This window comes from Ruegeria sp. AI3, from assembly GCF_056541245.1.
Window position 1 is genome coordinate 62896 of the sequence record NZ_JBQFYA010000007.1, and the last position, 23282, is coordinate 86177.

The 23282-nt window shown below is 57.6% G+C and carries 20 protein-coding genes; 13 read left to right on the plus strand and 7 right to left on the minus strand.

Going from position 1 to position 23282, the window contains the following annotated elements; translation table 11 throughout:
* Positions 1–16: 16 nt before the first annotated feature.
* From ACRZ95_RS12055 to ACRZ95_RS12065, 3 genes are all read right to left on the minus strand, one after another.
* Positions 17–967, minus strand: coding sequence for a cysteine synthase family protein (locus ACRZ95_RS12055; RefSeq protein WP_170679212.1), 951 nt, complete (start codon positions 965–967; stop codon positions 17–19).
* The gene (locus tag ACRZ95_RS12060) at positions 964–2151 is read right to left on the minus strand and encodes a glycine C-acetyltransferase (RefSeq protein ID WP_170679210.1); all 1188 of its coding nucleotides are present in this window, start codon (positions 2149–2151) and stop codon (positions 964–966) included. Before ACRZ95_RS12060 ends, ACRZ95_RS12055 begins: the two co-directional genes overlap by 4 nt.
* Before the next feature lie 259 nt (positions 2152–2410).
* Positions 2411–2974, minus strand: coding sequence for an XRE family transcriptional regulator (locus ACRZ95_RS12065; RefSeq protein WP_170550269.1), 564 nt, complete (start codon positions 2972–2974; stop codon positions 2411–2413).
* Between the two features lie 118 nt (positions 2975–3092).
* Between ACRZ95_RS12065 and ACRZ95_RS12070 the strand changes: the two genes are divergently transcribed.
* Positions 3093–4268 (plus strand): acetyl-CoA C-acyltransferase family protein, encoded by a 1176-nt coding sequence (locus ACRZ95_RS12070; RefSeq protein ID WP_170679208.1) that lies wholly within the window; start codon positions 3093–3095, stop codon positions 4266–4268.
* A 97-nt stretch (positions 4269–4365) separates the two neighbouring features.
* Here ACRZ95_RS12070 and ubiB read toward each other — a convergent pair whose 3' ends face one another.
* Positions 4366–5895, minus strand: coding sequence for a 2-polyprenylphenol 6-hydroxylase (ubiB, locus tag ACRZ95_RS12075; RefSeq protein WP_170679206.1), 1530 nt, complete (start codon positions 5893–5895; stop codon positions 4366–4368).
* Complete coding sequence (gene ubiE, locus ACRZ95_RS12080) at positions 5896–6648, minus strand: bifunctional demethylmenaquinone methyltransferase/2-methoxy-6-polyprenyl-1,4-benzoquinol methylase UbiE (protein ID WP_170679204.1); 753 nt, start codon at positions 6646–6648, stop codon at positions 5896–5898.
* Positions 6649–6734: 86 nt separating this feature from the next.
* Here ubiE and mutM point away from each other — a divergent pair, with 86 nt between their 5' ends.
* The 6 genes from mutM (at position 6735) to recF (ending at position 13331) form a co-directional block, all read left to right on the plus strand.
* The gene (mutM, locus tag ACRZ95_RS12085) at positions 6735–7586 is read left to right on the plus strand and encodes a bifunctional DNA-formamidopyrimidine glycosylase/DNA-(apurinic or apyrimidinic site) lyase (RefSeq protein WP_170679202.1); all 852 of its coding nucleotides are present in this window, start codon (positions 6735–6737) and stop codon (positions 7584–7586) included.
* 66 nt (positions 7587–7652) lie between these two features.
* Complete coding sequence (locus ACRZ95_RS12090) at positions 7653–8429, plus strand: enoyl-CoA hydratase (protein WP_170379984.1); 777 nt, start codon at positions 7653–7655, stop codon at positions 8427–8429.
* A 227-nt stretch (positions 8430–8656) separates the two neighbouring features.
* The gene (rpsT, locus tag ACRZ95_RS12095) at positions 8657–8920 is read left to right on the plus strand and encodes a 30S ribosomal protein S20 (RefSeq protein WP_142638226.1); all 264 of its coding nucleotides are present in this window, start codon (positions 8657–8659) and stop codon (positions 8918–8920) included.
* A 530-nt stretch (positions 8921–9450) separates the two neighbouring features.
* A complete protein-coding gene (dnaA, locus tag ACRZ95_RS12100; protein ID WP_425084193.1) occupies positions 9451–10827 on the plus strand; it encodes a chromosomal replication initiator protein DnaA in 1377 nt (458 codons plus the stop codon).
* A 225-nt stretch (positions 10828–11052) separates the two neighbouring features.
* On the plus strand, positions 11053–12174 hold the full coding sequence (gene dnaN / locus ACRZ95_RS12105) for a DNA polymerase III subunit beta (protein ID WP_170679200.1): 1122 nt from the start codon (positions 11053–11055) through the stop codon (positions 12172–12174).
* A gap of 59 nt (positions 12175–12233) precedes the next feature.
* Positions 12234–13331: a DNA replication/repair protein RecF gene (gene recF, locus ACRZ95_RS12110; RefSeq protein WP_170679198.1), complete on the plus strand. Its 1098-nt coding sequence runs from the start codon at positions 12234–12236 to the stop codon at positions 13329–13331.
* Here the strand turns inward: recF and ACRZ95_RS12115 are convergent.
* Positions 13328–13894: a carboxymuconolactone decarboxylase family protein gene (locus tag ACRZ95_RS12115; protein WP_170679196.1), complete on the minus strand. Its 567-nt coding sequence runs from the start codon at positions 13892–13894 to the stop codon at positions 13328–13330. The genes recF and ACRZ95_RS12115 overlap by 4 nt on opposite strands.
* Before the next feature lie 100 nt (positions 13895–13994).
* On the opposite strand from ACRZ95_RS12115, the gene ACRZ95_RS12120 reads away from it, so the two are divergent.
* Both ACRZ95_RS12120 and gyrB read left to right on the plus strand, forming a co-directional pair.
* Positions 13995–14567, plus strand: a complete 573-nt coding sequence (locus ACRZ95_RS12120; protein ID WP_170679194.1) for a TetR/AcrR family transcriptional regulator — start codon at positions 13995–13997, stop codon at positions 14565–14567.
* A gap of 102 nt (positions 14568–14669) precedes the next feature.
* Positions 14670–17087, plus strand: a complete 2418-nt coding sequence (gyrB, locus tag ACRZ95_RS12125; protein WP_170643552.1) for a DNA topoisomerase (ATP-hydrolyzing) subunit B — start codon at positions 14670–14672, stop codon at positions 17085–17087.
* A 723-nt stretch (positions 17088–17810) separates the two neighbouring features.
* Here the strand turns inward: gyrB and ACRZ95_RS12130 are convergent.
* Entirely contained in the window at positions 17811–18518 is a 708-nt protein-coding gene (locus tag ACRZ95_RS12130; protein WP_170486081.1) for a winged helix-turn-helix transcriptional regulator, read from the minus strand.
* A 143-nt stretch (positions 18519–18661) separates the two neighbouring features.
* Between ACRZ95_RS12130 and ACRZ95_RS12135 the strand changes: the two genes are divergently transcribed.
* The 4 genes from ACRZ95_RS12135 (at position 18662) to ACRZ95_RS12150 (ending at position 23205) form a co-directional block, all read left to right on the plus strand.
* Entirely contained in the window at positions 18662–19468 is an 807-nt protein-coding gene (locus ACRZ95_RS12135; protein WP_170486082.1) for a class I SAM-dependent methyltransferase, read from the plus strand.
* A gap of 283 nt (positions 19469–19751) precedes the next feature.
* Positions 19752–20543, plus strand: a complete 792-nt coding sequence (locus ACRZ95_RS12140) for a class I SAM-dependent methyltransferase (RefSeq protein WP_170458396.1) — start codon at positions 19752–19754, stop codon at positions 20541–20543.
* Between the two features lie 226 nt (positions 20544–20769).
* The gene (locus ACRZ95_RS12145; protein ID WP_170679191.1) at positions 20770–21624 is read left to right on the plus strand and encodes a fumarylacetoacetate hydrolase family protein; all 855 of its coding nucleotides are present in this window, start codon (positions 20770–20772) and stop codon (positions 21622–21624) included.
* A 108-nt stretch (positions 21625–21732) separates the two neighbouring features.
* Complete coding sequence (locus ACRZ95_RS12150) at positions 21733–23205, plus strand: DUF2779 domain-containing protein (protein ID WP_170585298.1); 1473 nt, start codon at positions 21733–21735, stop codon at positions 23203–23205.
* The last annotated feature ends 77 nt before the right edge of the window (positions 23206–23282 follow it).

Consider the following 23282-nt stretch of genomic DNA (forward strand, 5'->3'; position numbering starts at 1 on the left):
ATTGGGACGCATTGCACTACTCCCACAAATCGGTGGACAGGTATTTCAGGCCGCTGTCACAAATGACGATCGCGACGCAGCCGCCACGTTCTGGGCCGCGCAGCAAATCGATCGCACCAGCTAGGTTCGCGCCGGCTGAGTATCCGGAAAAGATCCCTTCGCTGCGTGCGAGCAGCCGGGCGCAATCACGGGCCGTGTTGCAAGATACCGAAAGGTGCCCGGCGAGGGGGACGCCGTTCATATGGGTCAGGTCAGCCATGGCATAGCCGCCGCCCTGTATCGGATGGTCGGGCGTGTCGACGACTTCACCAGCCAAGGCCCGTGCGCCTTCGGGTTCGATGGCGTAACACCGCACGCCATGCGGCGCGAAGAATGCCGCTGCTCCGGCCAAGGTGCCGCCTGAACCGGCGAAATCACAGAAGGCCGTTACCGCACCGCCAGACTGCTCCCAGATTTCCGGCCCGGTCCCTGTTGAATGCGCTATTGGGTTACCCGAATGACCGAACTGATCTGCGCGAAACGCGCCGCGTTCTGCAGTAACCGTCTGCGCCGCCTCATCCACCAGCGCCAGATCAGCGCCCGAAACCTCACCCGGTTTGCTGCCCGGGGCCTGAGGTACGATGATCACCTCAGCCCCCAACGCCCGCATCATGCGCGCGCGCTCGACCGAGTTTCCGGCGCTCATCACTGCGACAAAGGGATGGCCCATGATCCCGCAGACAATCGCCAGACCGGTTCCCATATTGCCCGAGGTCAGCTCGACCACAGTTTGGCCCGGTGTAAGCGTTCCGTCGGTGCGGGCCATTTCGATGATGGATTTGGCCGCGCGGTCTTTTTTCGAGAAGCCAGGCAACAGATAATCCAGCTTGGCCAGAATGCGACCGTCCAGCTGAAGCTGCTGGCAGATGCGCGACAAGTCCACCAAAGGGGTATCGCTGATGGCGTCGATGACAGAGGCAAAGGTCATTTGATGACTCCAAGCTCTTTGCCGACTTTCTCAAAAGCGGCAAGCGCCTGGTCAAGCTCCTGCCGTGTCAGTGCGGCGTTCATCTGGGTTCTGATCCGGGCCTGCCCGCGCGGAACCACAGGGAAGAAAAAGCCCGATACATAGACACCTTCATCAAACAATCGAGCCGCCATGCCCTGCGCCAATGTCGCATCGCCCAGCATGACGGGAATGATCGGGTGTTCACCGGGCAAAAGGTCAAAACCCAGCTTCTCCAGCCCCGCCCGCCAGTATTTGGCATTGCCGAACAGCTGCGCGCGCAGCATGTCGCCTTGTTGGACCAGACGGATGGCCTCAATCCCGGCGGCGACGATGGATGGCGGCAGCGAGTTCGAGAACAGATAGGGCCGCGCCCGCTGCCGCAGCAGGTCGATCACTGGCTGCGGCCCGGCGATATAACCGCCGATTGCCCCCCCAAGTGCTTTTCCCAAGGTTCCCGTCAGGATGTCGACATCGACACCGAAATGATCCGGCGTGCCCGCGCCGTTCGGTCCCATAAACCCGGTAGCGTGGCAATCATCGACCATGACGATGGCGTCGTATTTATCGGCCAACTCACGGATTTTCGGCAGGTTGGCGAGGTAGCCATCCATTGAAAACACGCCATCAGTCGCGATCATGATATGCCGCGCCCCGTCCTCACGCGCCTGCTTCAGCCAGGCTTCGAGGTCGTTCATGTCGTTGTTCAGATAGCGATAGCGCTTGGCTTTACACAGCCGCACCCCGTCGATGATCGAGGCGTGGTTCAGACTGTCCGAGATGATTGCGTCCTCGGGGCCGAGAAGGGGTTCGAACAGCCCCCCGTTCGCGTCGAAACAGGCGGCGAACAGGATCGAGTCATCCTTGTTCAGGAACTCGGCCAGCTTCTGTTCCAACTCGCGGTGAATGTCTTGCGTGCCGCAGATAAACCGGACCGAGGCCATGCCGAACCCTTTGGGCCCCATCGCAGTTGTGGCCGCGTCGATCAACGCGGGATGATCGGCCAGACCGAGATAGTTGTTGGCGCACAGGTTGATGACCTGTTTGTCGCCCACCGTAATCTCGCCGCCCTGAGGCGATGTAATCATGCGTTCGCGTTTATACAGACCTTCGGATTCGATCTGCGCGAGGGTGTCCGTGATATGGGACAGGAATGCATCTGCCATGGCGACCTCCGTTCATCTGAGTCGGATGTCTAACATAGCGGATGTAATTCCCAAATAGGAGAATTACGCTATACGGGAAAAATTTCCGTGAAGGTGGAATATATGTCGTCTTGGGTTTGATTTGAAACGAAATACGCTGCCTCTTGCTGCGGTCTCTCACACATCGCGGTCGCGATGTGTTGCCGACAGTCGCTCATGCGAGCGACGAGAGGCGAACGCGCATTTCGATGGACTTGCCTCGGGTAAAACGCAAAACGTTTTAGGCGTTCTTGACGATCAGAAAAACCCGCGCGGGGCCTATTGAGGCAATGGAATGGGTCACATCAGCCGCATAGCGGGCGGTGTCGCCCTGTTGCATCTCAGATATCGCAGTGCCCGAGGTGACGCGCACCGCGCCCTCCAGAACCGTCAACTGTTCGCGTGTGCCGCGGGCATGCGGCTGGCTGTTCAGTGTCCCGTCGTGGTCAAAGCGGATGTCGTAGACCTCATGCCCTCCGGCCTCTTCCGGGGGGGACAGGATGCGGATCCGACAGTTTGTGCCCATGTTGTCGATGCTGGGCACCTCGGCCTGGCGCAGAACCTCGATCTGATCTGAGGTCTTGGTCTCTTCCAGCAGCCCTGCGAAATCCACCTGCAAGGCCCGCGTCAGGTTCCACAGGGTTGAGATGGTCGGGCTGCTTTCGCCCCGTTCGATCTGACTGACCATTGATCGAGATACGCCGCTGAGATTGGCAACAGCTTCCAGCGACAGGCCCTTGGCGCGACGCGCCTCTTTCAGGCGGGCGGGCAGAAGGGTCAGGATATCGTCTGTGTTTTCCGTCATGACGGAATCTGATGCGCTTTTCCCGATGGGTTGTCAATTCTGCTTGTGACGGTACGTCGTATAGGACAACGCGCCAACTGGGCGTAATAGTGCCGCCAAGTCCAAGAGGAGAAGAGACATGAAAGATATCGTCATTCTGGATGGGGCCCGTACGGCGGTTGGAACGTTTGGGGGCGCTCTGGCCTCGACCGCACCGATTGACCTGGCGACCGTTGTGACCGAAGCCGCGATGGAGAAATCGGGCGTCGAAGGCGGCCAGATTGGCAACGTTGTGTTTGGTCATGTGATCAACACCGAACCGCGCGACATGTATCTGTCGCGTGCGGCGGCCAAACAGGCAGGTATCCCGGTCGAAACCCCCGCGATGAACGTGAACCGTCTGTGCGGTTCAGGGGCGCAGGCGATTGTGTCGGCGGTACAGTCGCTGATGCTGGGTGATGCCGAATTTGCTGTGGCTGGTGGGGCTGAGAGCATGTCGCGGAGCCCCTATATCCTGCAGCAGGCGCGCTGGGGTGCCAAGATGGGCGATATCAAATCGCTCGACATGATGCTGGGTGCGCTGAACTGCCCCTTTGGCACCGGCCATATGGGTGTGACGGCTGAGAACGTCGCCGATGAGCATCAGGTCACACGCGAGCAGATGGATGAGTTTGCTCTAACCAGCCAGACCCGTGCCGCGGCGGCCATTGAGGCAGGGTTTTTCCAGAGCCAGATCGCGCCAGTTCAGGTCAAGGTTAAGCGCGACATGGTTGATTTCATGGTCGACGAGCATCCCAAGGCGACCTCGATTGAGGCGCTGGCGGGTCTGCGTCCGGCGTTCAAGAAGGATGGCCGGGTAACGGCGGGCAACGCCTCTGGCATCAATGATGGCGCGGCAGCGATGGTTCTGGCCACGGCAGGCGCGGCCGAGAAGGCTGGTCTGAAGCCGAAAGCGCGTATTCTGGGTTACGGCCACGCCGGTGTCCGCCCCGAGGTGATGGGCATCGGTCCGGTGCCTGCTGTGCAAAACCTGCTGGCCAAGACCGGCCTGACGGTGGAAGACTTCGACGTGATCGAAAGCAACGAAGCCTTTGCTTCGCAGGCTCTGGCTGTGAACAAAGAGCTGGGTCTGGATGCCGACAAGGTAAACCCGAACGGTGGTGCGATTGCCTTGGGTCACCCGGTGGGTGCGACAGGTGCGATCATCACGCTGAAGGCTTTGTATGAGTTGGAGCGAATTGGAGGTTCCAAAGGTCTGATCACCATGTGTATCGGCGGTGGTCAGGGTATTGCGATTGCCATAGAGCGGCTCTGACTTCGAGTTGGGCAGGGGGGCTGTCTGCCCCCCATCGCGCCTTGAGCGCAATTCCCCCCGAGGATATTTTCAGCCAGATGAAGCAGGCGGCTGGCGCCTAGCTGAGCGCTGTTAGTAGCAAAACCAAAGCAGCGCCTGCCACGGCTCCGAGCGTGGCGGGAAGGGCTTTGGACCACAGGCGGGAGTTGGTCTGATCGTCTTTCTGGGTTTGAGCGATCAGGGCGTTTTCCACCAGCGCGGGCAGGCGCGGGCCGAACCGGGCCAGAACCAGAGCGGTTTTGCCAAAGTCGCGGAGCGCCGCGCGGGGGCCGATGGATTTCTTGATGTAATCCTCGACGACTGGACGGGCGACCTCCCATATATTGATATGCGGATCGAGTGAGCGGGCGACGCCTTCGACCACAACCATGGTGCGCTGCAGCAGGATCAGCTCGGTCCGGGTTTCCATGCCGAAGCGTTCGGTGACTTCGAACAGGTAGTTCAGCAGGCGGCCCATCGAGATATGGGTGGCGTCCATGCCGAAGATGGGCTCGCCCACAGCGCGCAGGGCGCGGGCGAATTCGTCGACGTCCTGATTGGCGGGGACGTATCCGGCCTCGAAATGCACCTCGGCCACGCGTTTGTAGTCGCGGCGGATGAAGCCAAAGAGGATCTCGGCATAAACCCGGCGGGTGTATTCGTCGATATGGCCCATGATGCCGTAGTCATAGGCGATGATATCGCTGTTGGCGGCGACCTTCAGGTTGCCCTGGTGCATGTCGGCGTGAAAGTAGCCATCGCGCAGGGCGTGCAGCAGGAACAGGCGCAGGACACGCTCGCCCAGATCGCGGCGGTTATGGCCTGCGGCGTCCAGGGCGTCGTTGTCGCCAAGCGGGATGCCATCCGCCCAGCTGAGCGTCATCACCCGGCGCGCGGACAGCGACCACACGACCGGAGGCAACCAGAACCCGGCATCATCCTTGGTGTTGGCGGCATATTCCGAGGCTGCCGAGCTTTCCAGACGCAAGTCCAGCTCACCCCGAACCACGCCGTCGAAATGTTCGATTACCTCCATAGGACGGAGGCGGCGCGCGCCGGGGGCGCAGAGTTGTACCATGCGGGCGGCGAAATAGAACGCGTCGACATCCTTGCGGAAAGCGCGCTCGATTCCCGGACGCAGGACTTTGACGGCGACGTCTTCGCCTGTGGTCGCCAGCTTGGCCTTGTGAACCTGAGCGATCGAGGCTGCAGCGATCGGTTCGCTGAACTCGCTGAACATGTCCGAGATCGGCTGGCCCAGCTCCTTCTCGACCTCAGCCATGGCCTCGGCCTTCGGGAATGGGGGCAGCTTGTCCTGCAATACGCGCAGTTGCTCGGCCAGTTCGTTGCCAACCACGTCGGGTCGGGTCGACAGGACCTGTCCGAATTTGATATACGCCGGACCCAGCGCCGTCAGGGCGCGTGTGGCAGGGGGCATCTCGGGGTCGCCCTTGTACCCAAGCCATTGAAACGGTTTGCCGAGCGCGTGGGCAACAAAGCAGACCGCGCGGGGGGCTTCGAACGCGTCCAGCACGACATTCATGGCGCCCGTGCGCTCTAGCGTGGCGCCTGTGCGGATCAGGCGTATGATGTTGTGAGGGCCGCGCATTTAGATCTTCCAGCCGGAATGCAGCGCGGCGATTCCCATGCTTAGATTGCGGTACTTGGCGTTCTCAAAACCGGCGGTACGAACCATGCCCAGGAATTTCTCCTGATCGGGGAACTTGCGGATCGATTCCACAAGGTACTGGTAGCTGTCGTAGTCATTGGCGATCAGCTTGCCCATGCGCGGGATGACGTTGAAGCTGTAGAGATCATAGAGCTTTTGCAGACCGTCATTTGGCAACTGGCTGAACTCCAGCACCATCAGGCGGCCGCCGGGTTTCAAAACGCGATAGGCCTCGTTCAGCGCTTCTTGCGGGCGGGTGACGTTCCTGATCCCGAAGGAGATTGTGTAGACGTCGAAGGTGTTGTCCTCGAACGGCAGGGACATCGCATCGCCGACGACCCAGTTCAGGCTGTCCGACATCTGATCGGCCTCAGCCCGTTGGCGGCCCTCGACCAGCATCGGCTCGGTCAGGTCCAGGACGGTTGCGTGACCGTAGCCCGCGCGTTTGAGAAAGCGGAACGAGATGTCTCCGGTGCCGCCTGCGACGTCCAGCAGGCGCTGACCGGGGTGCGGGGCAAGCCAGTCCATCATCGCGTCTTTCCAGACCCGATGGATGCCCATCGACATGACATCATTCATCACGTCGTATTTCGAGGCCACCGAGTTGAAAACGCCCTGTACGCGCCCGGCCTTGTCGGCCTCGCGCACGGTTTCGAACCCGAAATGAGTCGTCTTGTCGCTGTTGTCGGACATTTGCCTTGCCGTTTGTCGAATTTCGCTTCTGTTATAGGGCCATCAGAGGCGGGCACAATGCGGCCCTTTGGAATAGGAGCCAACTAATGCCCGAATTGCCCGAGGTCGAGACAGTAAGACGCGGCCTGACCCCTGCGATGGAGGGGGTGGTGATCGAGCGTGCAGATGTGAACCGCCCCGATCTGCGCTGGCCCTTCCCGGAGCGTATGGCCGAGCGGTTGACCGGGCAGACGGTTCAGCGCCTGCGGCGGCGCTCAAAATACATTCTGGCTGATCTCAGCAGTGGCGAGACGTTGTTGATTCACTTGGGTATGTCGGGGCGTATGACGGTATCAGGTGACCCGCTGGGGCAGTTCGTCCATGACCATCCAATGCCCGAAAAGCATGACCATGTCGTGTTTCACATGGCCAATGGTGCCCGCGTGACGTTCAACGATCCGCGCCGGTTCGGGGCCATGGATTTGCTGCCAACCGCAACCGCAGAAGACCACAAGCTGCTGTCCGTTCTGGGGCCAGAGCCATTGGGCAATGATTTTCACGAACAGCACCTGATTGATGCGTTCAAGGGCAAGAACACGCCGGTCAAATCGGCGCTTCTGGATCAGGGAATCGTTGCCGGGTTGGGGAATATTTACGTTTGCGAGGCGCTTTATCGCGGCAAGGTGTCGCCACGTCGCAAAGCCGGACAAATTTCTGCGGCGCGTGTCGCAGCCCTTGTGCCGATCATCCGGCAGGTGTTGCAGGACGCGATCGAAGCAGGGGGATCGTCACTGAAAGATTTCCGTCAAGCCGATGGAGAACTTGGATATTTTCAGCACAGCTTTGATGTTTACGGCCGCGAAGGCGAATCCTGCCGAACCCAGGGTTGCGGTGCCGAAATCAAGAGAATCACCCAGTCCGGTCGCTCATCCTTCTACTGTGCGCAATGCCAAAGATAGCTTGATCCAGCGAAATCGCGTGTTAAGGAATCGTACCTGAACGGAACAACCGGAAGCTTATACCTCATGGCTTTTGAGACGATCATCGTCGAAATCGAAGACCACGTCGCCCTTATCAAACTCGACAGACCAGATGCGATGAATGCGCTGAACACCCAATTGGTGGGTGAGCTTTGCGATGCGTTGGAAGAGGCGGATCAGAACGACAAGGTGCGCTGCATCGTGCTGACCGGCTCGGACAAGGCTTTTGCCGCGGGTGCGGACATCAAGGAAATGTCCGAGATGAGCTTTGTCGACGTTTTCAGCACCGACCTGTTTGCCTCGGTTAACGAGCGCGTCTCGGCCATTCGCAAACCCATAATCGCGGCGGTTGCGGGCTACGCGCTGGGCGGCGGCTGCGAATTGGCCATGATATGCGATTTCATCATCGCCGCAGATACCGCCAAGTTCGGCCAGCCCGAGATCAATCTGGGCGTTATAGCCGGTATCGGCGGCACTCAGCGCCTGACGCGCTTTGTTGGTAAGTCCAAAGCGATGGACATGAACCTGACCGGTCGCTTCATGGACGCAGAAGAAGCCGAGCGCGCGGGTCTTGTCAGCCGCGTGGTTCCTGCGAAAAAGCTGATCGAAGAAGCTGTGGGTGCAGCCCATAAGATTGCTGAGAAGTCTCTGCTAACGGCGGCAGCCGCCAAAGAGGCAGTGAATCGCAGCTATGAGCTACCGCTTAGCGAAGGTCTTCTGTTCGAGCGTCGCGTCTTTCATTCGATGTTCGCGACCGAAGACCAGAAAGAGGGCATGGCGGCGTTTCTTGAAAAACGCGCCGCGCAATTCCGCGACAAGTAGCGTCGCGACAAAGAATTCCGGAAGGGCAGGCGGTGGCCTGCCTTTTTTTGTTGGACATATGAGGCAAGAATCGGCTTGGCAAACCTGTAAAACTTGGGTAGAGACCGCCGTCATACATGCGCGTGCGGCCCGCTTGGCCCGACTCACACTCGTGATTTCTGATCCGGTGCGGATACTTCCGTTGCGCGCAACCCTAGACAATCGTACCGAACAAAGGTCAGAGACACATGGCAAATTCGCCCCAAGCAAAGAAACGCGCTCGTCAGAACGAAAAGCGTTTCGCCGTAAACAAAGCGCGCCGTTCGCGCATCCGCACCTACCTGCGCAAAGTTGAAGAAGCGATCGCATCGGGCGACAAAGACGCTGCAACCGCAGCTCTGCGCGCAGCTCAGCCTGAACTGATGCGTGGCGTCACCAAAGGCGTTTTCCACAAGAACACCGCATCGCGTAAAATGTCGCGCCTGTCGGCACGCGTTAAAGCGCTGGGTTGATTCCCGCTGGAACACGTCAAGCGTTTTCCTACGTAAAGGCGTCGCGCATTGCGGCGCCTTTCTTGTTTGTTGCCAGAAAGCCGCGACCTCACGAAGTCGAGAGATTCTTTCGCCCTGAACTCCGAGTCAATATCAGAGTTTCGTTGCCGCGACAGGCAACATCTTGCTACCACTGAGTCAGCGATTCACTCGCTTGGGGGGACAGGCTGTTCCAGCCATCTGACTGACGGGCATCAGTCAGACAGCAGGAACCAGCGTTCGAAAACCGGCCTTGGCCGGTGAAACGATCTGCTCTGGGTCTCGGGTTTTCCGATGATCTCAGCCCTGTCAAACAATTGGGTTACTACGCGTGCCCCGGTTTTCCGGGATCCTGCTGCGGGATACGATTTGTGCATGCTGAGTATTCATTTACCCGCCGGATGGGACAGTCCGGCGCAGGGTACCCTTGTGCGTGAACGTAAATGACCGGGAAACCGGCGACGATTGATAAGACCGACAGGTCAAAAAAAATGGGATGCGTGAGGCGCTTGATGACACAAGAGAAATGGGGACAACTGCGTAACAAACTATTGAAGGCCGTTGGCAAGAACAACTTCACCACCTGGATTGAGCCTCTGGAATTCCAGGAGCTGCAGGATGGTGTAGCCGTGTTCTCAGTGCCAACCAACTTCATGGGGAATTACGTCAGCCAGAATTTCGCAGATTTGATTCTGTATGAACTGAATACCGCGGGTGAGACCGTCCAACGTCTTGCGTTCAAGGCGGCAGCCAATTCGACCACCCGACCGGCAGTTGTCACGGATGAACCCAAGTTGACCGCAGCTGCTGCACCAGTTGCGGAATCTGCCAATGCGGCGCTCGAGGATCTACAGGCCGCACCCTTGGATACGCGTTTTACCTTCGACAGCTTTGTTGTCGGCAAACCCAACGAATTGGCCCATGCCGCCGCGCGCCGCGTAGCTGAAGGTGGCCCGGTCACGTTCAATCCGCTGGTTCTCTACGGCGGTGTTGGGTTGGGTAAAACGCACCTGATGCACGCGATCGCGTGGGAGCTGAAAACCAAAAGCCCCGAGCTGAACGTGCTTTACCTGTCGGCGGAACAGTTCATGTATCGCTTTGTTCAAGCTCTCCGCGAACGCCGGATGATGGATTTCAAACATCTGTTCCGCTCGGTCGATGTGCTGATGGTGGACGATGTGCAGTTCATCGCGGGCAAGGACTCGACCCAAGAAGAGTTCTTTCACACCTTCAACGCTCTGGTGGACCAGAACAAACAGATCATCATCTCGGCGGACCGCGCACCGGGTGAGATCAAGGATCTGGAAGATCGCGTAAAATCCCGCCTGCAATGTGGTCTGGTCGTCGATCTGCATCCCACCGACTACGAATTGCGTCTGGGCATTTTGCAAAACAAGGTCCAGCAACACATCGCCACCTATCCCGATCTTGTTATCGCCGATGGCGTGCTGGAGTTCCTGGCGCATCGCATCTCGACCAATGTGCGTGTTCTCGAAGGCGCTCTGACCCGTCTGTTCGCCTTTGCCTCGCTAGTGGGGCGTGAGATCGACATGGAGCTGACTCAGGACTGTCTGGCGGATGTGCTGCGCGCCTCAGAGCGCAAAATCACCGTCGAGGAGATCCAGCGCAAAGTGTCGGACTACTACAACATTCGCCTGTCCGACATTATCGGCCCCAAGCGCCTGCGGTCCTATGCTCGTCCGCGTCAGGTAGCCATGTATCTGTGCAAGCAACTAACCAGCCGCTCTCTACCAGAGATCGGCCGTCGGTTCGGAGGGCGCGACCACACAACCGTCATGCACGGGGTCAAGCGCATCGAAGAGCTGAAGACGACTGATGGTCAGATCGCAGAAGACGTGGAAATGCTGCGCCGCTCGCTGGAGGCCTGAACCGCACCCATTGTCAGTAAATGCCCCGGGTCAGTGCGTCCGGGGCGTTTTCTTGTGCGCTAATCTCCACGGTTGCGGAGGAATGGACGCGTTTCGCGCGTGTACCTCTTGACCACCGGGGTATTCCCACCCAGAAATCGGTAAAAAATCCTTGTGCCTCAGGGCTGAGACGCTAACGTGCCAGTCCCGCCCATTTTCGGCACGCAAGTCAGAGGAACAGAGGGTATGAAGATCAGCATCGAACGCGGCACCCTTCTCAAGGCCGTTTCCCAGGCCCAATCCGTTGTGGAACGTCGCAACACGATCCCGATCCTTGCCAATGTGCTAATCGAGGCCGAAGGCGACCAAGCCCTGTTCCGAGCCACTGATCTGGATATCGAGGTTGTCGACAAAGCGCCTGCGCAGGTCGAAAAGGCCGGTGCGACGACCGTGGCCGCTACGACCCTTCATGAAATTGTGCGTAAACTGCCGGATGGCGCGCTGGTCACCCTGACGGCCGACAGCGCCGCAGGTCGTTTGACGGTTGAGGCGGGCCGGTCGAACTTCTCTCTGGCGACCTTGCCGAAAGAGGATTTCCCGGTCATGGCGTCCTCGGAATATCAGTCAAATTTCACCGCGTCGGCGGCGTTGCTGCGTCGGTTGTTCGACAAATCGAAATTCGCCATCTCGACCGAAGAGACGCGGTACTATCTGAACGGTGTCTACATGCATGTCGCGGACGGGTCCGAAGGCGGCAAGGTCCTGCGCTGTGTGGCCACCGATGGTCACCGCCTGGCGCGGATTGATGCGGACCTGCCGGATGGTGCTGCGGACATGCCCGGTGTGATCGTGCCCCGTAAAACCGTGGGTGAGCTGCGCAAACTGCTGGATGATGACGAGATGGATATCGCAGTGTCTGTCAGCGAAACCAAAGTGCGCTTTGCCACGCCGGATATCACGCTGACCTCGAAGGTCATTGATGGCACCTTTCCCGACTACACACGCGTTATTCCGCAGGGCAATACGCGCAAACTGGAAGTGGATGCGGCCGAGTTTGCGCAAGCCGTGGACCGGGTTGCGACCGTTTCGTCAGAGCGTTCGCGCGCCGTGAAGCTGCAACTGGATGCGGATAAGTTGGTGCTGTCGGTCAATGCACCCGATAGCGGCGCGGCTGAAGAAGAGCTGGCCGTCGCTTACGGTGACGAACGTCTCGAGATTGGGTTCAACGCGAAATACCTCCTCGAGATTGCATCGCAGGTGGATCGTGAGAACGCGGTGTTCCTGTTTAACTCGGCCGGTGACCCGACTTTGATGCGCGAAGGTAATGATCTGAGCGCGGTCTATGTTGTCATGCCGATGCGTGTCTGATCGCGCTGGCGCGCGATGCCTCCGGCGGAGGTATTTTTGAACAGAAGAAGGGAGGGGTCATGGGATTGGCCCTGACCGAACTTACGGTCTCGCATTTTCGGTCTCATAAGCTGGCGCGTTTGTCTTTGGATGGGCGTCCGGTTGCGATCCATGGGCCGAACGGGGCCGGGAAGACCAATATCCTTGAAGCGGTGTCTCTGTTCTCGCCTGGTCGCGGGATGCGGCGGGCCAGTGCGGCTGAGATGACCCGGCGGCCTGAGGCCTTGGGCTGGAAACTGTCCGTCCTGCTGAGCGCGCAGGGCGGGCGATATGAGATCGAGACATGGTCCGAAGGCGGCGCGGCACGTCAGGTTCGGATTGATGGCAAGGCTGCCAGTCAGATTGATCTGGGCAAGCTCGCGCGCGTGGTGTGGTTGATCCCGTCGATGGATCGGCTGTGGATCGAAGGGGCTGAGGGGCGGCGGCGATTTCTGGACCGCATCGCGCTGAGCTTTGATCCCACGCATGCCGAGGCTTCGCTGACCTACGAAAAGGCTATGCGTGAGCGGAACCGGCTATTGAAAGATCAGGTCCGGGACGCCCATTGGTACACGGCTTTGGAAGGTCAGATGGCCGAGGCAGGGTATAGGATCCATGCGGCGCGTCTTGCAGCATTGGATCATTTGCGTGCCGCACAGGAAAAGGCCGAAACGGCGTTTCCTTCAGCCGAATTGGAGTTGATCCAAACAGAAGGTGCGATGCCCGAGACAGCGGATGATCTGCGGGAGGCGTTGAGCGAAAGCCGTTTCCGTGATCTTGCAGCAGGGCGGACTCTGGTCGGGCCGCATCGCTCGGACCTGTATGGGGTGTTCGCTGCCAAAGGGGTTCCGGCCAAAGATTGTTCCACGGGTGAGCAGAAGGCGCTGCTGGTGTCCCTGATCCTGTCGAACGCACGGGCTCTGGCGGGAATGGTTGGCGCGCCGCCGATCGTGTTGCTGGATGAGGTGGCTGCGCATCTGGATGCCGGGCGACGCGCAGCGCTCTATGATGAGATCTGTGCGCTAGGCGCTCAGGCCTGGATGACGGGCACCGGGCCTGAGCTGTTTGCGGAATTGGGCGACCGGGCCCAAACGCTGGTTGTTACCGAAGGCGATGAGGGCTCGGTCGTGTCGGCTTAGGCCGGTTCGCCCACTTTGCGTTCCCACAGGAAGCCGCGCATGACCTGATCGACCGGTGTTTTGGCCATGTGGTTGACGTAGTTCGACATGGTTTTCTGCGCCAGACCCAGAACAACATCAAGAACGGCGCGGTGGGAATAGCCTGCGTCAAAGAACGCCTGCAGCTGTTCTTCGGTCGGGTTACCGCGGGTTTCCATCACTTGCAGGGTGAAGGTGCGCAGGGCCTCTAGCTTGGCAGTCGGCAGCGGGGTTTCGTTGCGCAGAGCCTCGGTGATCTCGTCCGAGACCTTCATCATCTTGGCGATTCCGGTATGGGCGGGGACACAGTAATGGCATTCGTTTTCGACGTTTATGGTCTGCCAAACTACGGTTTTCTCATCATTGTCGAAATCGGTTTGCAGGAAGAGGCCGTGCAGAACCTGATAGGCCTCAAGATGCTGCGGGCTTTCCGCCATCACCTTGTGCAGACCGGGCAGGCGGCCAAAGGCGGCTTGTGATTTCTCCAGCAGCGGTTTGGATTCTTCAGGGGCGGATTCGAGGTCGTGAGACGGGAAGTTGGCCATGTCAAAACTCCTGATTTCTGGCGCGATGAGTCGTATTTAGGGTTTCTTGAGCGATCACTCAAGTATATATTTGAGCAAATGCTCAAGAATTGGTGGTCCAATGCCCCGCAAACCCGCATATGACCGAGACGCGCTGATCGCGCAGGCGCGTGATATCTTCTGGCGTCACGGCTGGGCGGGGACGTCGCTGAAGGACCTTGAGCGTGAACTGAAACTGAAGCCGGGCAGTTTCTATGCGGCGTTTGGCTCGAAAGATGCCCTCTATGCGCTGGCGCTGGAGCGCTACGCGCAGGACGGGGTTGCGAGCATGTTGGCCTTGGCTGAGGAGCTGGGGCCGCTCGGGGCGCTCAAGGCGCAGCCCTATCGCGTGATTACTGCCTCTGATCTGCCGACTAAAGCTTGTATGCTGGCCAAGACCTATGCCGAGTTGCAGGCAAAGGATCACGATCTGGCCGGTCAGGCAGGCGCGCATATGATCGCAATGAAATCCTGTTTCGCAGACCTGTTTCGCCGCGCCCAAAAGGCCGGAGAGATAAGCCCTGATCACGATCCCGAACGCCTTGCTGCGCGCTATCAGTCGGACCTTCTGGGCCTGCGATTGACGGCCGAACGGGACGACGTCAACGCCGCCGAAATTGCAGCTGATATCGCGGCAGACCTCGATCGGCTTTGATCCGCAGATAAATCGGATCTCAACCACAAAATCTTGGGGGAGCGCGTGACATTCCCCACCAGAAAACGTATAAGTTACCAAAATAATATAGGTACTAACGGCATGTCCGAAGACGCACAGGCACCCCAGGAATACGGCGCAGATTCCATCAAAGTTCTCAAAGGCTTAGAGGCGGTTCGCAAACGTCCCGGTATGTATATCGGGGATACGGACGATGGCTCGGGTCTGCACCATATGGTGTATGAGGTCGTTGACAACGGAATTGATGAGGCTTTGGCCGGTCATGCCGACCATGTGACCGTGAAAATTCACGCCGATTCCAGCGTGTCGGTCAGTGACAATGGCCGTGGTATCCCGGTCGATATTCACCCCGAAGAGGGCGTCTCGGCGGCCGAGGTCATCATGACCCAGTTGCATGCGGGCGGTAAGTTCGACAGCAACTCGTACAAGGTGTCTGGCGGTCTGCACGGCGTGGGCGTTTCGGTTGTAAATGCTCTGTCCGAATGGCTCGAGCTGCGCATCTGGCGCGCGGGCAAAGAGCACGTAGCGCGTTTTGAGCGTGGCGAGACCGCTGAGCATCTGAAAGTCGTCGGCGAATGCGGCGATCGCACCGGGACCGAAGTGCGCTTTCTGGCCTCGACCGATACGTTCTCGAACCTCGAATACTCGTTTGAGACGCTGGAGAAACGCCTGCGTGAGCTGGCCTTTCTGAACTCGGGCGTGCGGATCATCCTGATTGATGAGCGCCCTGCAGAACGTTTGGAGACCGAGCTATTCTATGAGGGTGGCGTCAAGGAGTTCGTCAAATACCTGGACCGCTCCAAATCGCCCGCGATGCCTGAGCCGATTTATATCAAGGGGGAGCGGGACGATATCGGTGTCGAAATCGCGATGTGGTGGAACGACAGCTACCACGAGACGGTTCTGCCCTTCACCAACAACATCCCACAGCGAGACGGTGGCACGCACGTGGCCGGTTTCCGGGGCGCTCTGACCCGGACGATCAACAACTACGCGCAATCCAGCGGGATCGCGAAGAAGGAAAAGGTCAGCTTTACCGGCGATGACGCGCGCGAAGGTCTGACCTGCGTGTTGTCGGTGAAAGTGCCGGACCCGAAATTCTCGTCGCAGACCAAAGACAAGCTGGTGTCGTCCGAAGTCCGCCCTGCAGTCGAAGGCCTGATGAACGAAAAGCTGGCCGAGTGGTTCGAAGAAAACCCCAACGAAGCCAAAGGGATCGTCGGCAAGATCATCGAGGCCGCATTGGCCCGTGAGGCCGCCCGAAAGGCGCGTGAGCTGACCCGCCGCAAAACGGCGATGGATGTGAACTATCTGGCCGGGAAGCTGAAAGATTGTTCCGAGAAAGACCCGTCCAAGACTGAAGTTTTCCTGGTGGAGGGTGACTCGGCGGGCGGCTCTGCCCAGACCGGTCGCGACCGTCTGACTCAGGCCGTTCTGCCCCTGCGCGGGAAAATCCTGAACGTCGAACGCGCTCGGTTTGACCGGATGCTGTCGTCACAGGAGATCGGGAACCTCGTCATGGCGCTAGGCACCGGCATCGGCCGCGATGAGTTCAACATCGAAAAGCTGCGCTACCACAAGATCGTCATCATGACCGATGCGGATGTCGATGGCGCGCACATCAGAACCCTGCTGCTGACCTTCTTCTACCGTCAGATGCCGGAATTGATTGAAGGTGGCTATCTCTATATCGCGCAGCCACCGCTCTATAAAGTTTCACGTGGTAAATCAGAGGTTTACCTGAAAGATCAGGCCGCGCTGGATGACTATCTGATCAACCAGGGGGTCGAGGGTGCTGTTCTGAAGCTAGGCTCGGGCGAGGAAATCGTCGGTCAGGACCTGACCCGCGTCGTCGACGAAGCGCGCCAGTTGAAACGCGTTCTGGATGCCTTCCCAACCCACTACCCGCGCCACATTCTGGAACAGGCTGCTGTGGCCGGTGCCTTTGTCCCCGGTGCCGTCGATGCCGACCTGCAAGGCGTTGCCGACAAGGTTGCCGCCCGTCTCGACCTGATCGCGCTGGAATATGAACGCGGTTGGCAGGGCCGCATTACGCAAGATCACGGCATCCGCCTCGCCCGTATCCTTCGCGGAGTTGAAGAGGTACGCACACTGGACGGCCCCATGTTGCGCTCGGGCGAGGCTCGCAAGACCGGCAGCTTCACACAAAGCCTGCAAGAGGTCTACAACACCCCAGCTACCCTGATCCGCCGAGACCGGATGCAGGCGATCCACGGCCCGCTGGACCTTTTGCGCGCAATTCTGGAAGAGGGCGAAAAGGGCCTGTCGCTTCAGCGCTACAAGGGCTTGGGCGAGATGAACCCCGATCAACTATGGGAAACCACGCTGGACCCGGACGCACGCACCCTTTTGCAGGTACGTGTGGATGACATGGTTGAAGCGGATGATCTCTTCACCAAACTGATGGGTGACGTGGTGGAGCCACGCCGTGAATTCATTCAGCAGAATGCTCTGAGCGTTGAGAATCTGGATTTCTGAGAACTTGTAGGTGCGCTCATAACGCTGCATTGTTTACATTGATTTCGTTAAAGAAAATCTTGGAGCTTTGCCCAAAACTCTGCGCGGTACTTGCGCATAACTTTGCACGATTTGCCCATAAGTTTGCGCGTTCCAAAGTACGCGCTCAATTTAAGATAGTTCCTGTACGGGTCCTACAACTTTAGAGCACTGCCCTTCAATCATAAGTGCGCTTTGATTGGCAGTCTTCAACTTTTGACCGATCAAAGTACTTCACTCGCACGCAGGCGATAAACCGCAAACGCGTCAGTTATGAGATGCCTGGACAACAACAGCAAACAAACGCGCATCAGCGCAAATTTATTCGCGCAGGAGAAATGCCACATGGATCTCAAAGACTTCTCCGGCCTGTGGGTCTGCTTTGGGCTGGATGCGGACTCCGCGACAATGAATGCGAACGGCCGCTCTGAGCCCAAAAAGACTGATGCTGCGCTATGCTCGAAAGGCGGCTTCTCAGGCTGCGGGCAAAAACCTGCCAAAACCTCTGAGGTTTTGGACGGGGTTTGTGACACGGCTAAGCCGTTGATCTTACGTTAGGGCAGGACGATGTGCCAAAAACGACCGTTTTTGGAACTCACACCGGAGCCACGTGCACCCAGAAGTTGCTGAGAGGTTTATGGCTCGGTCGGCTGCTGCGTGCCCAAACCTCCCAAATGCTCCGGGCTCAGCGAGTGTCCGGGTTTCTCACTCCGGTCGCAGTGGGAGGATGTCAGGAACCTTCGCGTAGGGTGCGGGAGGCAGCCAGTTCTGAAATGTCCGCGCCAGTCGCGGATCACCACTAAGGAAGAATGACCCCAGCTCCGTCTCCTTTGCCAACGTCGTTCGCCCCATGATGATGCCGCCCATCGCGACCAATGTTGTTTCAACATATAGGTCAACGTCGAGATCAGGATCGTGGACGCAAAGTTCAGGAGGCATTCCCCGCTGGGCCAAAAACCAAAATGTGTCGTAGTCCGTTGGCTCATCCCTGAAATGAAAGCGGATCACGGATCGCTTGTCAGGCAGAGCATCTACCTGGAGCACGCTTTGACACTTCCACATCATAGGTGAGGCAAGTGTTCCAGCGAGCGCGACCTCTGCCTCAATGTTCTGCTGTGCCCAGACCCCGAGCGCTTTGATGACAGGTTCCAACGCTTCGGACTTCGGCGTACGGAAATAGTCCACGGCACCCGTTGCTTTGTCTTCGACACGCTCAACTAGACCATTGTGCTCCATCTCCGAAAGTCGCCGTGAAAGTACGCCGGGGGAGATGCTGCCGAGGCGTCTTCGTAATGTGTTGAACCTGGTGGCTCCGGCCCAAATCTCAGTCAGGATTGGAATAGTCCATCTTGGTTCCAGCAACTGGCTGGCACGGGAAATTGGGCACAGAAGACCGTATGGTTTAACGTTCATGAAAAACTCCTCACCCCCACATCATAGCCAGCAAAGCCACTTGGGCTAGTACGTCTGAAGTACCGGCATCAGTACCTCCCACGCACTACTCTAGCAGAACTCCACCATGGTTGAGTTGGTCATCACATAGTGAGGAGAAAACGATGACACAGAACAGCCCTATGACAGGGGTCGCTAACGGAGAGATGTGGGGCCATCGGGCGCAGGATTGGGCCAAGTATCAGGAGGCCTCCATTGCACCTGTATTTGACGCGGTTCTCGACCATACTGGCGTGAGCGAGGGGACAAGATATCTTGATATCGGCTGCGGGGCAGGAATGGCGGCCGCAAAAGCCAGCGCGCTGGGAGCGGTGGTTACTGGTCTCGATGCATCAAGTGCATTGATCGACATTGCCCAGTCCCGGTTACCGGCAGCGGCCTTTCACGTAGGGGATTTGCAGGAACTCCCGTTTGCAGATGGCAGCTTTGATCTGGTGACAAGTTTCAACGCCATCCAATATGCCGGGGATGTCGCCGAGGCTCTTTCAGAGGTGAAACGCGTCCTTGCACCTGGTGGCACAATAGCTATCGCGACCTGGGGCAACCCGGACGGCATGGAAGCAGCTGAGGTAGTGACAGTTTTGAAGCCGCTATTGCCGCCGCCGCCACCCAACGCACCGGGCCCGTTCGCTTTGTCTGATGACGAAGTTCTGCGTCAGTTCGTTGAGAACGGCGGGTTCGAAGCATTCGATGTATTCGATGTCGACAGTCCTTGGTCTTATCCCGATGAACCGGCTGCAATCGCGGGTCTTGCCGCATCTGGCGTAGCTGCCAAAGCAATAAGCTTGGCAGGCAAGGATGCGGTGGATGAAGCGCATCGTTCGGCCATCGCTCCATACCGCAAGGCAGATGGTCGGATCGAGTTCGGCGCCGCTTTCAAGGTGGTGCTTGCCAGGTTATCAACCGAATAGCACTTGATGCGAAAGACTTAGTCCTAAAATGCGGCCGTTGCAGGCCTCCAGAGCAATGGCCGCTTTGTCTGCACTGCCGACCTAGACACGCGCGCTTGTCGTATGATCAACTCGACGTAAGTGCTCGCGGTTTGGTTGATCGAACGTTAGCGCTCACAAACGACCGTTTTTGACCAGAGGGTTCTGTCATCGGGTTATTGTCACGGGCTTCTTAGAAATTTGACCGCCGAGTTCGCTGCTGTGTATCGTGCTCCAATCCGTGCAGCCAGAAAGGATGAATGCCGTGACATTCCAGCTGGTGGGCAATGGCCCACAAATCTACGAAGAGGTCATGGTGCCCCTTTGGTTTGGTCGGTGGGCCGAGGCGCTGATTGATCTGGTATCGCTTCAAAAGTCCGAAAATGTTTTGGATGTTGCATGCGGAACAGGCGTGACGACGCGGATGGCAAAGAAAAAAGTCGGGCCGAATGGAAGGGTAGACGGCCTCGATATTAACGGGCCAATGCTTGCAACGGCCAAAGAACTGGCGGATGGCCTCAACATCAACTGGATCGAGAGCGATGTCTGCGACAGCGGTCTACCGCCCGGGACTTACGATGTCATCCTGTCGCAGCACGGCTATCACTACTTCCCCGACAAGCCGCAAGCTCTCTCAGAGTTTTTGCGGCTACTTGTTCCAGGCGGACGTATGGCTTTCTCAATCTGGGACGGGCATAGCCCATATACAAATGCAATCTGCGCTGCAGTCGAGCATCACATTTCAGCTGAGATTGCGGGTAAGCAACGCGCACAACGACAAACACCGTCTTTAGAAGAGCTCAGAGATCAGTTGAGTGCCCAAGGGTTCACCAATGTGGCAGTTCATCGACAAGAGCTCATGATTGACGTGCCGCTCGCGCCGGAGTTTGTACCTTTACATCTAGCGTCAATGCCTATTGCAGGTGCGTTTGCTGGACTTACTGAAACGGCCCAGAAAGCACTGATCGACGAGGTTACGGAAGCCCTCTCAGACTACGTGCAAGGGGATCGGCTGGTTTACCCAGACGCCGTGCATGTGGCGGTTGGGTACAGATAGAGATGCCTCCAAGGTCCGGTTCTTAGCCAAAGCTCATGCGTTTATGTCATCGGTGAAAACGACCGTTTTGGGCCATGCAAGGATTCCGGAAGCGGCCTTTTGCGCAACTGCAGCGAAAACTCACTTTGTCCGCAACTCAGTCGTTGCCCCGACTATGTCGAACATCTGCCGTTGGTACGAAACTGCCGTATAAGTTAAAGACACTTTGTAGGTCTTGGAGCTAGACTTGGGCGAAAATCATTACTCTGGTCCTTCAGAACCTTGCTTGTATCGCAATCCAGCCGTCGGCGAGTATAGTACGAATATGACAAGAGATCTTGAAGCTAACGCTCAGAAAATCGCTCATGCCCTGACCTCTGGCCAGCAGATACCCAAACTGTCTTCAGAGGCAGGAAAGCTAACACTGGATGACGCTTATTCGCTTGCAAGTCGCGTCCGAGAGCTTCAGGGCAAAAAGAGAGTCGGCCGAAAAGTCGGCTTCACGAACCGCACGATTTGGCCTGTTTACGGTGTGGATCAACCCATTTGGGGAGAGGTCCACGCAGATGGGCTGTTTTCGACTGATCAGCCGGTAAACTTGGCAAGTTATTCAGAACCGAGAATCGAACCAGAAATCGTACTAGGCCTTGGCTATGCCCCGACGGCTGAAATGAACAATGAACAGTTGGCAGGTTGCGTGGAGTGGGTCGCTCCAGGGTTTGAAATCGTGCAATCGATTTATCCCGACTGGAAATTCTCAGTCGAAGATTCAATCGCAGCACAAGGATTGCACGGCTGCCTTGTTCTTGGCGACAAAGTCGCGGCGACGCATGATGTTTTGATCGGCTTGGCCGAAGTGCCACTAGCATTGTTCAAGGGCACCAAGGCCATCGGGTCCGGCAAAGGTGAAAACGCGCTTGGAGGCCCAATTGAAGTCCTGGCTCATCTTGTGTCTCTGCTCTCCGAAGCCGACCAGCTTCAGGGAGGCGAGCTGGTTACAACCGGTACTTTGACAGACGCATGGCCAGTGTCTCCGGGTGAAGAATGGTCAGCTGGTTTTGGTGGCGTGATGGACACCGAGCTCTCGGTACGATTTACATGAGGCTTTGGTAGAGTGGTGACGCCGACTGCACCAAAGAAATGTTGCTCTCAATAGCTGACCATGATGGTCTTCCACTGGTTTCATCAATTCTGGGATGCAAATTAAACGATGCTATCCAAATCAGATTACATGATGTTTCTTAGGCACCCAGCCTGGCTATGGATCAAGAAACACGCCAGGCATCTGTTGCCGCCGATTGACCCCTCATTGCAAGCGCGCTTTGACGAGGGGCACGCGTTTGAGCCTTTTGCTGAGGAGCTATTTGGTGATCTCGTTCACCTCGGTTTTTCAGATTTTTCAGAATACCAGGCTCTGCCCGCGCGTACTTTGGAGGCTTGGAGAAACGGTGCAAACGCAGTGGCGCAGGGACGTTATGAAGATGGAACCATAACTTGCATCTCCGACATCGTGAGCCGCAGTGACGATGGGTACGTTCTGACAGAGATCAAGAGCGGGACTTCTGCAAAGCCCGAGCACACTTTTGATCTCGCATTCCAGCGTGTCGTGCTTGAGGCAGCCGGGTTCCCCATTGCGCGCTGCGAAGTGGCACATGTGAACCGTGACTACGTCAGAAACGGCGAAATCAATCCGCGAGAGCTTGTCAGCATCACTGACATCACGGATGCGGTGACTGAGCAGCTCGAAAAAACACGCACGCGTATCGATCAGGCATTGAGCGTCGTTGCCAGCGGTACGATGCCTGATCCGTCCCCCGAACGTGCGCGCCTTAAATCCTACGGTGAATGGCTGGAGATCCGCGAGAAGCTCGACCCTCCAATCGCGCAAGACAGCATCCACCGCCTTCCGTTCATGAACGCGGAAAAAGCCTCCGCACTCATCGCAGACGGGATCACAAAGATTGACGAGATCAGTGATCCATCTGTGTTGGGCAAGTCAACACAGCGCTACTTGAGAGCAGTGGCAAACGGTGCACGCACAATCGACCATCAGGAGTTGAGCAGGTTTCTGAGCGAGATTGTCTATCCGGTTTATTTTTTTGACTACGAGACGTCTCAGAGTTTGCTGCCACCTTGGGACGGAACGCGTCCCTATCAGCAAGTGGCTTTCCAGTATTCCTTGCATATCCAGCGTGAGCCTGGCGGAGAAATTGAGCACAGGGAGTATCTCCACCGAGACGCCAGTAACCCGATGCCAGCCTTGCTGAAAAGGCTTCGTGAGGACATAGGAGACGTTGGCTCTTTAGTGGTTTGGTATGCGCCGTTCGAGAAATCGCGCAATACGGAAATGGCGGAAACCTATCCAGAGCACGCTGGGTTTCTGGAAGACTTAAACGCCCGCGTAGTTGATCTGATGAAGCCGTTTGCGGATGAAGTGATCAACGATCCCGCGTTCAAGGGAAGCGCCTCCATCAAGGCCGTTCTTCCAGCGCTTTTGCCAGAACTTTCATACGATGATCTGGACATCAAAGAGGGAGCGAGCGCGTCTCGCCTTTGGAAGGACGTAACACTGACCGAACCGGATGATCCAGAGCGCGAGAAGGTCTATTCTGATCTTGTGGCGTATTGCACGCGCGACACCTGGGCGATGGTCGCAATTCACCGGGAACTGCTGGCGATGTGAGGTGTGCTGCGAACCTCAAAACAACTTGCGGTGCTGCTCCCCAAGGAGACTAGGCGAATTACCGGAGTTACGGCGCC